A 13,131-nucleotide genomic window follows, 5' to 3' on the forward strand; every position below is an offset into this window, starting at 1 on the left:
CCTTTTCTTTCAGATCTATCACTTATTAAAAAAATATTTAGCATGTTTTTACGGCAATAAAGCGCCATCCTTAATCTCAAAGAATTCTGCGCGTCCTTTTAAGTCATCAAATAAAAGACGATCTGTTCCTGTCATAAATGTTTGTACAGCTAAATCATCAAGAATATCAAATAGAGCAGCACGTCGATGCGAATCAAGATGGGCAGCCATTTCATCAAGAAGAAGAATGGGAGATCTTTCCGACATCATACCTGTTAGACGTGCATGACACAAAACTAAACCTGTTAGCAGCGCTTTTTGTTCACCTGTTGAACAAGATGTTGCTGCTCTATTTTTATCAGCATAAAAAACCTGCAAATCTGCACGATGTGGTCCTTCTAACGTCCGACCAGCAGCACGATCCATTGCGCGATTATGCCGCAATCGATCACAAAATTGTTCTTCAACTTCAGTTGCTGATATTTCACTAAGAGCTGTTTCTAAAAAACCATCAATTTGCAAAAAAGCTCGTGGAAAAGGTATCTGTGAGGGCATTTGTGTAAACATGTCATTTAAAAGACGAATAACATCAACACGCGCCGCAGAAATAGCTGTCGCCAATTCTGCCATTTGCTTTTCTAAAGCATCAAACCAAGCACAATCTTCATTTCCATCTAAAAACAAACGATTACGTGCGCGCATAGCTCTATCATAATCGGCTATGCGGCGCCTATGCAAGGGATCAATCGCCAAAACCATACGGTCCAAAAAACTACGGCGCTCAAGTGAAGGACCTGTAAAAAGACCATCCATAGACGGTGTTAGGACACTAATATGACAATAATCTGTTAGGCAATCACTCGACTCATTCACACCATTAATATGGACCTTTCGACTGTTATCGCTAACCTCAAAAGCTGTACCAATCTTTACTTCACCATAAAGAGCGCATTCAAGACGCGCAAATACAACAAATCCTCCACCACCACCATCTACAAAGCTAACGTCAGAATAAACAGCACGCCGCAAACCACGACCAGGAGAAAGAAAAGATAACGCCTCTAAAAGGTTCGTCTTACCAGCACCATTATGGCCAGTAAAAACCACATGCTGACCAGAAAAATGAATATTGAAAAAAGAATAATTGCGATAACGTAAAAGCTTCAGCTGCCTCACTGCCACTTTGTGCACATGACTGGCCATGCATTGCAAAACAACTGCCCCTAAACGCGAATAGGCATCAGTACATAGAGCACATTCGCATCATCATTATCACGAATCAGAGCTGGTGCTCCAGCCTCAGCCAACATAAAAACCATCTCATCACTTGAAAGCTGCCCAGCAATATCCAAAAGATAACGTGAATTAAATCCTATCTCAAGCGGTTCAGATGCATAAGTTACTGATAATTGATCTTCTGCACTGCCCGAATCTGGGCTATTAACAACAAGCCTTAACTGTCCATGCTCAATCGTTAATTTAACTGCACGCCCCCGATCACTTGAAATCGTTGAAACACGATCAACTGCAGAAGAAAAGTCCTGCCTATTAACAATTAATTCTTTATCATTTCCAAGAGGGATAACACGTTGATAATCTGGAAATGTTCCATCAATTAATTTTGATGTAAAAATCACAGAGCCTATAGAAAAACGAATTTTTGTCTCCGAAAGCTCTATACATACATCGCTATCATTTTCTTCTGAAAGAAGTTTTTGCAATTCTCCTACAGCTTTACGGGGAACAATAACACCAGGCATTCCCTCAACTCCCGAAGGAGCTTCCATCTCAACTTGTGCCAAACGATGACCATCAGTTGCAACCAAACGCAATTTCAAAACACCATCATTAATAATATGGAAATAAATACCATTAAGATAATAACGGGTTTCTTCAGTAGAAATAGCAAATTGTGTACAATCAAGTAAATGTTTTAAGCCTGATGCCGATAGAGAAAAACGATAACCAAATTGCCCAGGAAGCGACTCTGGAAAGTCTGCCTTCGGAAGACATTGAAGCTGAAAATGTGCACAACCCGAAACAACGGACATTGTACCTGCTTGATTCTCATCGAGGGATAATACAACTTCATTGCTATCAGGAAGTTTTCGAATGATATCATAGAGCAAATGTGCCGGAACAGTTGTTGCTCCAGCTTGTTTAACATTAACCGCAAAAGATTCCATAACCTCTAAATCAAGGTCTGTTGCTTTTAACTGTACACGGACATTTTCTGCATCAATCAACACATTCGATAAAATAGGAACAGTATTACGGCGCTCTACCACACGGTGAACCCGACCAAGAGACTTGAGAAATTGACTGCGATCAACTGTAATACGCATAAAAGCCCCGTATGATTTACTAAAAACTATAAGAATTCCTTAGAATTAAAGAATAGATCCCTTTAGAGAATCGCCTGCTAGAGTTTATTAAACCTCTCTTAAAATGGCAAGTCACTCCTGCATAAGAAAAAATAAATCTTTTCATTAAATTCTTTAAAGTCTCTCCAAAGAAAGAAACGATAAACACTATACAGCCTGTTCTCCAATCAACCGCTTAAGCAACTCAAGTTCCTTAGCCAAGGTCTGATCACCACAAACCAAATCTTCAATTTTACGCACAGCGTGTAAAACTGTTGTATGATCACGCCCACCAAAACGGCGCCCAATTTCTGGCAATGAGCGAGGAGTTAATACTTTTGCTAAATACATTGCAACTTGCCGTGGCTTCACAACCGTACGTGTTCGACGATTAGATAACAAGTCCTGTTTAGAAACATTATAATGGCGTGCTACCGTACGCTGAATTTCTTCAATCCGAATACGCTTAGGTTCACCAGGACGTGTCAAGTGACCTAATAACTCATCAATCCGCTCTAAAGATAAATCAGACTCAAAAGATTGACGAAACAAGAGCTGATTAAATGCACCTTCAATATCACGCCCAGACCCTAAAACCGTTTTCGCAATATATTCCAAGATATCATCAGAAATTGATACCATGCCATCATCTTGTTGTGCCACCTTCAACCGCTGGCGCAACATTTGCAAACGCATTTCATAATCTGGTGCTTCAATTTCAAGAGCGACCCCTCCCTGAAGACGAGAGCGAACGCGAAGATCAAGCGATTCTAATTCTGCTGGTGGACGATCTGCAGCGACAACAACCTGTTTTGCACTATCAAGCAACATATTAAGCAAATGGCAAAACTCATGTTGTATCGACTTACCCTGCAAAAACTGCATATCATCAATAATCAAAAGGTCGATATCACGAAGCTGTTCTTTAAAAGAAAGAGCATCATTATCACGAATAGCTGTTGCAAAACGCCACATAAAATATTCAGCAGTTAAATAAATAACGCGCGCAGACGTTAAACGCTTCAATGCAGAAGCAGCAATCGCTTGAAGCAAATGTGTTTTTCCTAAGCCAACAGATGCGTGAATAAAAAGAGGATTAAAACGTAAGGCACTTTTATGCCCTTCTGCAATGGAACGCGCTGCTGCTAAAGCAACACGATTAGAAGCCCCCTCAACAAAACTTTCAAAAGTATAGCGAGAATCAAGTGGAGATCCAAAAACTCCCGTTTGAGAATTCTTAACTGAATGCTCTGCGCAACTTTCAACAAAAGATGAAGTCGCCTGCTCCTCTAGCACAACAGGAGGAACACTTCTTTTACAAACGACATCTCTTGAAACGCGTTCCATACCACGAACAATAACTTCAACACGAAGAATTGCTGAATTCTCTTGTTTCCATAAATGTGTCAGAAGAGAACCATAGTGATTATTAATCCATGAACGTAAAAAAGCAGTAGGAACAGAAAGCTTTACAAGAGTATGACTATATTCAGCAAGCTTCACACGTCCAAACCAACTGGTATAAGCCTCAACACCAACCTGCACCTTTAATTGCGCCATAACACGTATAAAAGCCGCCGCACTTTCCTCCTCTGAAACAATAGAATGCCCTATAGAAGCATTTCTACAAACGTTCTCATCACTTTCCGTCATCCTATTCTTTATTATGTTCTCTGCCGACAGGATATTTACCGAAACCCTTTTAAAGGAACTAGCTTTAGAGTTCAATTTATCCACCATCTTCCATCCTGATAAAAATAAAATTTTGTCCTGCCAAACAACTAAAATAAATCTAGCGAAGGCAAAACGCCCTACCCCAAATAAGATTACTCACCCTCCCCTAGGATAGCCTCATCACAACCCCACTAACAAAGATGACCAATAAGATTTACTTGCACTCATGATATGACCCACCCTTCTAAAATGGTAAACATATCCATTAAGAAAACTAAAAAACCGTCAGAAAACCTCTCCAACACAAAAGTTTCGAAAAGCCTAAATCAAAACATCTTGTATTCAACAAAATACAGAATAATGCGCTGATGTGACCCCTTCATGCTTCTTAGTCTTCATAAGAACCATACAAAACAGCAGAGGTAAAATGCAAGAGGTCAAAATAAAATCAAAAAACCCGAAAAAAATGCTTATATTAATGAGGACTGAAAAAAATATTGATTCAATTCATTTTTTTTCTCTAAATTTACCAATAATTAAAGAATCTCTTCAGATTTAAAAAAAAAAATAAAATGCTTGACAAAAAAGACTCTGTACAAATCCACAAAGCTTGTGGATAACCATACCTCCCCCTATAAACTTTCTCTCCTTTTTCAAGTGGAGAATCATTATCGATTCTTATTTTCAATAGAAACTTTTTGAAATAATAAACAAAAAGCCAGCATCCTCATGGATACTGGCTTTGTTCTCAATTAAAGGAGAAAAGCTTAAACGCTGAGAGCCTTCAAACGTTTAGCTAAACGCGATACTTTCCTCGCAGCAGCATTTTTATGAAAAACCCCTTTAGAAACTGCACGCATAATTTCAGGTTCAAAATTCTTAAATGCAATCTCTGCAGATGCCTTATCGCCACCCGCTAAAGCATCATCAAACTTACGTATAAAAGTACGAACGCGTGAACGGCGGGCCTTATTAACCTGTGTGCGCGCCGCAACCTTGCGCACCGCTTTTCGAGCAGAAGGTGTATTCGCCATAAATATAATCTCTCTTTCAACACCTTGGTAAAATGAGTCTCAATAACAACTCTACCAATATAAATAAATCCAACCAAAGCAAAACTATAAAGCTGCCTATAACTGTGTGGTTTATAGCGCAATCCTAAAGCTAACGTCAATTAGATTTTCAAAGATAGCCATAAAAAAACGAAGCCAAACTCTTTGATCCGCAACTTTATAGCTTAATAATAGATATTCCTTAACAAACAAAAGAATTTAAACGGCTAACTTACGCAAGACATATTGCAAAATTCCACCATGATGCAAATAATCTAGCTCATCTTCAGTATCAACACGGCATAATAATGGAACGGTTTTTACCGTACCATCAGAAAAAGTAATTTTCGCTACAGTCTTTTGACGAGGTTTCAAGTTATGAATCCCTTCAATTGTCACCTTTTCATCTCCCTTTAAGCCTAAAGATTTCCAACTTAGTCCCTCTTCAAAGACAAAAGGGACAATGCCCATACCAACAAGATTAGAGCGATGAATCCTTTCAAAAGACTGCACAATCACTGCTTTGACACCAAGAAGATTGGTCCCCTTGGCAGCCCAATCGCGGGATGATCCATTACCATATTCAATACCTGCAAAAACAACGAGTGGAATACCTTCTTGTTTATACGCCATTGCTGCATCGTAAATGGTTTGTTCTACCGCTGACGGATAATGAACCGTATAACCTCCTTCTCGACCATTTTTCCCTAACATGAAATTACGAATGCGAATATTGGCAAAGGTCCCACGCACCATAACTTCATGATTCCCACGACGCGTTCCATACTGATTAAAATCAGCCACTTTAACACCATGATCCATTAAATATTTTCCGGCAGGAGAAGCTGCTTTAATAGAACCAGCAGGAGAAATATGATCCGTCGTGATTTTATCACCAAATAAACCTAAAATCCGTGCATCTTTAATATCTGGTAAGATATCAGGTGTTTTCTGCATATCATCGAAATAAGGTGGATTGCGTACATAGGTGGATTGCTCATCCCAAGAATAGGTAGAACCCGTAGGAATCTGAACTTTTTGCCAATTTTCATCTCCCTTAAAAACATCTGCATACTTTTCGGCAAAAACCTTCCGCGTGACATTTTTTTCGATAAACTCCTGTATTTCTTGAGAAGTTGGCCAAATATCTCTCAAATAAATGGGGTGGCCATTTGAATCTTCACCTAGAGGCTCCTTGGTTAAATCTTTACACACCGTCCCGATGAGCGCATGTGCAACAACTAACGGTGGTGAAGCTAAATAATTCGCTTGCACATCAGGGGAAACACGCCCTTCAAAATTACGATTTCCTGAAAGAACCGCAGATGCAATTATACCATTGTCATTAATCGTTTTGGAAATAGCTGGATGCAAAGGACCAGAATTCCCAATACATGTTGTGCACCCAAATCCTACTAAGTTAAATCCTAATGCATCTAAATCTTTTTGCAGACCCGAATTTTGAAGGTAAGCTTCAACGACTTGTGAACCAGGTGCAAGAGAAGTTTTTACCCATGGTTTACTCTTAAGACCCTTTGCCACAGCATTTCGTGCCAAAAGACCCGCTGCAATAAGAACACTTGGATTCGATGTATTCGTACACGACGTAATCGCAGCGATCACCACATCACCATGACCAAGCGTATATTCTTCACCCTCAACCTGATAACGCTTATCTTGTCCAGAAGTCTTCTTATAGTCTTCGACCAATGCCTTCTCAAAACCCTGCCCAACATTTTCCAACGCAATACGTCCTTCAGGACGTTTAGGACCAGCCATAGAAGGGACAACGGTTCCCATATCTAATTCAATTGTATCACTAAAAATGGGATGAGCCACCATTTCATCATGCCACATCCCTTGTGCTTTGGTATAAGCCTCCACTAAGGCAATCCGACTTTCATCACGCCCTGTCATATTGAGATAACGCACTGTCTCCTTATCAATTGGGAAAAAACCACACGTTGCTCCATATTCAGGTGCCATATTTCCAATCGTTGCCCGATCAGCAAGCGTCATATGCTCCAAACCAGGACCAAAAAACTCAACAAATTTACCGACAACACCCTTCCGACGTAGCATTTGGGTCACCGTTAATACGAGATCGGTGGCTGTTACACCTTCCTTAAGTTTACCTGTTAGACGAAAACCAATCACTTCAGGTAACAACATAGAAACAGGTTGGCCTAACATTGCTGCTTCTGCTTCAATACCACCAACACCCCAACCTAAAACCCCTAAACCATTTACCATAGTCGTATGCGAATCAGTTCCCACACAGGTGTCAGGATAAATCGTCTCACAGCCCTCTTCATTCTTCATCCATACACATTGTGCTAAATATTCTAAGTTAACCTGATGACAAATCCCTGTTCCTGGAGGAACAACGCGAAAATTTTGAAAGGCTTGTTGCCCCCATTTAAGGAAACGATAACGTTCACCATTGCGTTCATATTCATGCTCAACGTTTTCCTTAAAAGCCATGGAATTGCCAAAAGCATCAACAATAACTGAGTGATCAATGATGAGATCAACGGGAATGAGAGGATTGATTTTTTCAGCGTTACCGCCAAGTTTAACCATAGCATCACGCATTGCAGAAAGATCAACAACTGCTGGAACACCTGTAAAATCCTGCATAAGAACACGTGCAGGACGGTAAGCAATTTCTGCCCCAGCGCTCCCTTTGTCGTTTAACCACTTAGCAACATTGAAGATATCCTCTTTTTTAACTGTGCGACCATCTTCGAATCGCAATAAATTTTCGAGAATAACTTTCATCGAAAACGGTAAACGAGAAACACCTTCAAGTCCGTTCTTCTCCGCTTCAATCAAGCTATAATAAATATATTCTTTGCCACCAACATTTAATACTCTACGACAATTAAAGCTATCAATTTGAGTCATGACTGTCCACCCTCATACTATAACCACCCAATTTCCAGGAATGAACAACACAAACTACGAGTCAAGGTCGCAGCTTGAGCGCAGACGCAATTACCTCCGCCATCCATTTCCCCTCCACCCTCTAGGCATAATGCGGAAATCAGCGCCAGAAACCATTTTACACCAGATATTGATGTAAGGTATCCCTTATAGAACTATTTCTAGAACTATTCTAGGTACAATTGCATAAAAAATGTGTTTTTTATTCTATAATGCAATAAAGAATATGAAAATAAAAACAAAATAGGCAATCACATGGTGTTATCAGGCAAAGATTTAGCCGCTTACAGAAACGAGGAAATTCTGTTTAAAGGTCTTTCTTTTTGTTTATTTTCACAGCAACTTATGACAATCACCGGTCCTAATGGTATCGGAAAGTCTACATTACTCCGAATCATTGTCGGTCTTCTTGAAGCTGCTGAAGGTCATATAATACTTAAAGACCATGATCAAATATACCCTGTTGCAACTGCTTGTCATTATCTTGGTCCTCAAAATGCTATGAAACCTCTCTTATCTGTCATTGATAATTTGCAATTTTGGGCAGATTTTTACGGTCAACATTTACGTTTTGCGCATGAAGCTCTTGCCGATATTGGTCTTTCTAACCTTGAACATTTACCCTTTAACGCTCTATCAACTGGACAACAAAGACGCGTAGCTATTGCTCGCCTTTTGCTCTCCTATCGTCCTCTTTGGATTTTAGATGAACCAATATCTGGGCTTGATAACCATGCCCAAAAACTCCTTGCCCGTATTTTCCAACGTCATCTCAATCAAGGTGGTATGATTATCGCTGCAACTCATAATTCCATAGGCATTCCAGAAAACCATAACATCGCTCTGGAAAAATTTTTACCTCTCTAGGAGAGAATAAAATGAAAGCACTGTTCTGGCGTGATCTTAAACTATTATTAGCGCTACAAGCCACTTCACTAACAGGATTATTGTTTTTTATCGCTGTTGTTGTCATAACCCCCTTTACCATTGGACCAGATCCCAAAATTCTTGCACAAATAGGACCAGGTATATTGTGGTTTGGAGCCCTTCTTGCAGGACTCCTCAATCTGAACAAACTTTTCCAAATCGATCGTGATGATGGTAATCTCGACCAATTTATCCTTTCAGGAAAAAGACAAAGTTTTACACTAATTGTCTTTACAAAATGTCTTGCCCATTGGGTAGGAACAATGCTTCCTCTTATTTTTGCCACACCTATTTTAGCCCTCATGCTCCATTTAGATATAACAATAACTTTTACAACAATACTTACCCTTTTATGCGGAACACCAGCTATTATTTTTATTGGTGCTATAGGCGCTGCACTCGCAACCTCATTGTTGCACAGTACTTTGCTTATTTTTATCATTATCTTGCCGTGGATCATTCCAATTATGATTTTTGGTGTTTCCGCTGCTACAGCCCCAATAAACCCAAATACCTCTTTTCTCACTTCTCTAGCTCTTCTCAGCGCTTTTTCACTTCTTTTGAGTCTCTTTAGCTCTTTTGTTGCTGCGATAACGCTTAAACTTTTATCAGAATAATAAAAGATGATTGCCGCATAGCAAAACTCTGCCTATTATGAATTTTATGAATAAACTATCTCGTACATATAAAATCAGGTTACTCCCTGCAAGTTTCACCCTTTTCATGAAAATAAGCAGAGTCGTCTTACCTTGGTTGGCCGGCATAACATTGTGTTTCCTTATCTTAGGGCTTATTCTAGTGATGCATTCCCCTGATGACTATCAACAAGGCATTACTGTTAAGATTATGTACCTTCATGTACCCTTTGCGTGGTTGTCTACATTCTGCTATGTAACGATGAGTGCAGCGGCATTAGGAAATCTGATTTGGAAATATCATCTTGCTGATGTAGCACTTAAATGTGGAGCGCCTATTGGGGCAATTTTTACCGCCTTGGCTCTCATGACAGGAGCGCTTTGGGGGCGACCTACATGGGGAACATGGTGGGTTTGGGATGCACGATTAACATCAGTTTTAATTCTGCTTTTTATCTATCTCTCCATTATCCTGCTTGGGCGTGCTTTTGACAACCAAGTAAAAGCCGCTCGCGCTACTGCAATTCTTACACTTGTTGGATTTGTTAATATCCCTGTTATTAAATTTTCCGTTAATTGGTGGAATACATTGCATCAACCAGCATCATTGTTACGTGCTGGAGGATCAACAATCGACAATGCTATGTTATGGCCCCTTATAACAATGCTCTTTTGTTTTATCTTTATGTTTATTGCTCTTTATTTGATGGCTATGCGAAATGAAATCAATAGTCATTATATCCGAATACTTCAGATTAAAAAATCCCGTCGTGTACAACAACAGGACGCTTCATCATGCTCGACCTAAATGGCATCCACGGCGGACTTTTAGGAAATCTATCTCAGAAAATTGATTTTTTCCTGAGCACCCTTAAACACGAGCAAATTGTTGTTTTAAGCTATGTGCTTTCTGCAATATCCCTCTTATGTCTTATTGGATATATTCTTTGCAAAGCCCTATACCAAAAAAAAATTCTCCAACATCTAAACAAAAAAGAGCTGTCACAAAAAGATAAAGTATAATGAAAAACATCCCTCCAAAACTTAAAAAAAATATATCTTTACCTGTTCTGCTTGTTTTTTTGGGACCATTTGTGCTTTTTCTTCTTCTCATGATGTTTTTTTTCAACTTTATGGATAAAAAACACCTTCAAGATTCTTCTCTTCTCCCAAACGCATTGGCTGAAAAACCTGCTCCCAATATTCATCTTCCTCTTCTTGATAAAGAAAGTTATCTCAATTCAAAACAGTTTAAAGGACGTGTCACATTGGTCAATTTTTGGGGCTCTTGGTGTTTGCCCTGTCGCGAAGAGCATCCTATTCTTATGCAAATTGCACAAGATAAACGTTTTGATCTAATTGGTATTAATTATAAAGATAATAAAACAAACGCCCTGCGCTTTTTAAACAGTTTTGGTAATCCTTTTAAATTTATTGGCTTTGATATTTCAGGATATACAGCCATTGATTGGGGAATATATGGCCCCCCAGAAACCTTTCTCTTGAATAAAGAGAGCATCATTATTGCCAAACATGTTGGTCCCTTAACATGGCAAATTTATCAAAAAAAAATTCTACCAAAAATTGAACAAGCGATTATGACAGAAGAAAAATAATGCAGGTGTGTAAAAACATAACGTTTTATCATGCTATGTATGCTATTTTATTTATACGGCCACTTATTCTTCTTAGAAAGATTTGACAAGAGTATTATCATTGTTGATTCAAAAACATGTCTAAAGAAATATCTGTAGAACAAACCTCCAAAATATGACAAAAATTTTAAGTAGTTTTCATTTTTCTTTAGCGATTAAATATCTGTTTGGGAGCTTTATTTTTGATTATTTGGACAAAACAATATTGCTATAGAACCATCGTTAGCTTAGTGACAGCAACCAACTATTGTTTTCAAAATCATATAGTATTTTTTCTCCGCTTTTTTATCTGAAATACACATTGTTATGAGGGGACTTCACCACTATTCTCATCTTTATAAAATAATAAATCTGCTCTTTTGCAGCGTCATTTTTATATTTATTCCCATTACACTTATCTGTTCGTAATAGACTCCATAAAGTCTATATTGAATCTATACATTCTTATTCTCTCGATAATTTCCCTTATGATTATAACTAATAAGCTTTATTAAGTCTTAATAAGATAAATTCGAGTAAGAAAATATGACTACAATCAAAAAGTCTCATTTAACAGAGAAGATAAGTTATGAGTGCATAATCAATTTATCAATGAACATTATAAAAGAATTCATTGTAAGAAATAAACTTTTGAGATGTAAAAAGTACAAAAGAAGCTTTTTCGAGAGGAGAAAATATATTTTACAGAGAACTCTTTTTTAAGCACTCTATGACGTAATTACTGATCTCAACAGAACGATCACTCGTATACATTAAAAAAACTCTAAGACAAGCAATATTCTAGAAGTTCATATGAGATTATGCGTAAACTTTTATGACGCAAATAAAATAGGCTTTTGTTGCAATCATCATTTTTTATGAAAAATATTTGATTATGTTTTTTCTTCTAAAAATTCTTGCGGTGTAAAACAATATGTTTTTGAGCAAAATTCACATGTGACTGAAATATATTTATTTTTAACCATTTTATTGCGTTCATCAATAGAAAAGCCTTCTAGGATTCCTTTAATTTTTTCGTGTGAACAAGAACATTGATCGACAAGAGAAAAAGGGTTAAAAACTCTAATACCTTGTTCATGAAAAAGACGGAACAAGAGCTGTTTACTACCGACTTGGGGATCTGTTAATTCTGAACTTTCAATCGTTGCCATGAGTATTTTAGCTTCCTGCCATTGGTTATCCAATTGGGTATGAGTTTTCGTTTCTTCTTGCTTTTGATGAGGGGCATCTATTTTATGATGAGATGATTCTTGGGGTAAAAGTTGGATCAAAATACCTCCAGCTCGCCAGCTTTTCTGCTGTTTTCCTTGTTGGTCACGATTAATTAATATAGCAACAGCCAGACGGATATCGGTAGGAATTTGTTCTGATTGATCAAAATAAATACGAGAAGCTTCTTGTAAATTTGATCCATCTAATGCAACTATCCCTTGATAGGGTTGCATATGGGGACCTTGATCAATTGTGAAAGCTAAAGTGCCTTTTCCTAAAAGTGTTTCTGAAGAGGTTTGACCATTGTTTATGGCTTGTTTAAGCTGTTCTTTATCAAAACGAGCGTATCCACGTAAACTGGAAGGAGGCAAAAAATCGCACACCAACATATTAACTGGTCCATCGGAATGAGTTTGTAAAATAAATTTTCCCGTAAGTTTTAGAGAAGTTCCAAGCAGAACCGTTAAAAGTAAAGCTTCTGCTAGAAGATAAGAAACCGGTTCAGGGTATTGATGTCTTGTGAGAATAGAATTTAAAGTTTCCCCAAGTTGTACGGTCCGTCCACGGATATCAAGTTCTTCAACTTGAAAGGGAATAACACCATCATCTTCATGCAAGAAGTTGTTGTTGAGAGAGGCTTCATCTTTAGCTTGTTCACTCATAGCTTTGCCTTTTTTATATAATTTGT

10 protein-coding genes and 1 pseudogene are annotated in these 13,131 nt (G+C 38.2%); 5 read left to right on the forward strand and 6 right to left on the reverse strand.

The window, feature by feature from the left end; genetic code table 11:
- Positions 1 to 48: 48 nt before the first annotated feature.
- The 5 genes from recF to acnA all read right to left on the reverse strand — a co-directional run bounded on the left by recF (position 49) and on the right by acnA (position 7,975).
- Positions 49 to 1,182 carry a DNA replication/repair protein RecF gene (gene recF, locus ACFIK2_RS04455; RefSeq protein WP_375611469.1) on the reverse strand — a complete coding sequence of 378 codons (1,134 nt, stop codon included), beginning with the start codon at positions 1,180 to 1,182 and terminating at the stop codon, positions 49 to 51.
- 20 nt (positions 1,183 to 1,202) lie between these two features.
- Positions 1,203 to 2,324, reverse strand: a complete 1,122-nt coding sequence (gene dnaN, locus ACFIK2_RS04460) for a DNA polymerase III subunit beta (protein ID WP_375633700.1) — start codon at positions 2,322 to 2,324, stop codon at positions 1,203 to 1,205.
- A 186-nt stretch (positions 2,325 to 2,510) separates the two neighbouring features.
- Positions 2,511 to 4,082, reverse strand: coding sequence for a chromosomal replication initiator protein DnaA (dnaA, locus tag ACFIK2_RS04465; RefSeq protein WP_375611430.1), 1,572 nt, complete (start codon positions 4,080 to 4,082; stop codon positions 2,511 to 2,513).
- A 701-nt stretch (positions 4,083 to 4,783) separates the two neighbouring features.
- Positions 4,784 to 5,050 (reverse strand): 30S ribosomal protein S20, encoded by a 267-nt coding sequence (rpsT, locus tag ACFIK2_RS04470; RefSeq protein ID WP_273790272.1) that lies wholly within the window; start codon positions 5,048 to 5,050, stop codon positions 4,784 to 4,786.
- 237 nt (positions 5,051 to 5,287) lie between these two features.
- Entirely contained in the window at positions 5,288 to 7,975 is a 2,688-nt protein-coding gene (gene acnA, locus ACFIK2_RS04475; protein ID WP_375634012.1) for an aconitate hydratase AcnA, read from the reverse strand.
- 294 nt (positions 7,976 to 8,269) lie between these two features.
- On the opposite strand from acnA, the gene ccmA reads away from it, so the two are divergent.
- The 5 genes and pseudogenes from ccmA (at position 8,270) to ACFIK2_RS04500 (ending at position 11,192) form a co-directional block, all read left to right on the forward strand.
- Positions 8,270 to 8,881, forward strand: coding sequence for a heme ABC exporter ATP-binding protein CcmA (ccmA, locus tag ACFIK2_RS04480; RefSeq protein ID WP_375617535.1), 612 nt, complete (start codon positions 8,270 to 8,272; stop codon positions 8,879 to 8,881).
- Between the two features lie 11 nt (positions 8,882 to 8,892).
- Positions 8,893 to 9,558 carry a heme exporter protein CcmB gene (gene ccmB / locus ACFIK2_RS04485; RefSeq protein WP_375617534.1) on the forward strand — a complete coding sequence of 222 codons (666 nt, stop codon included), beginning with the start codon at positions 8,893 to 8,895 and terminating at the stop codon, positions 9,556 to 9,558.
- Between the two features lie 46 nt (positions 9,559 to 9,604).
- Entirely contained in the window at positions 9,605 to 10,384 is a 780-nt protein-coding gene (locus ACFIK2_RS04490; protein WP_375633698.1) for a heme ABC transporter permease, read from the forward strand.
- Positions 10,372 to 10,624, forward strand: a pseudogene (locus ACFIK2_RS04495) (hypothetical protein). The gene ACFIK2_RS04490 and the pseudogene ACFIK2_RS04495 overlap by 13 nt, the downstream one beginning before the upstream one ends.
- On the forward strand, positions 10,599 to 11,192 hold the full coding sequence (locus tag ACFIK2_RS04500) for a DsbE family thiol:disulfide interchange protein (RefSeq protein WP_375633697.1): 594 nt from the start codon (positions 10,599 to 10,601) through the stop codon (positions 11,190 to 11,192). The pseudogene ACFIK2_RS04495 and the gene ACFIK2_RS04500 overlap by 26 nt, the downstream one beginning before the upstream one ends.
- Before the next feature lie 911 nt (positions 11,193 to 12,103).
- Here ACFIK2_RS04500 and ACFIK2_RS04505 read toward each other — a convergent pair.
- Complete coding sequence (locus ACFIK2_RS04505; RefSeq protein ID WP_375676930.1) at positions 12,104 to 13,105, reverse strand: Hsp33 family molecular chaperone; 1,002 nt, start codon at positions 13,103 to 13,105, stop codon at positions 12,104 to 12,106.
- Positions 13,106 to 13,131 lie beyond the last annotated feature (26 nt).

This window comes from Bartonella sp. AP88XZML, assembly GCF_042195565.1.
Taxonomy (GTDB): domain Bacteria; phylum Pseudomonadota; class Alphaproteobacteria; order Rhizobiales; family Rhizobiaceae; genus Bartonella.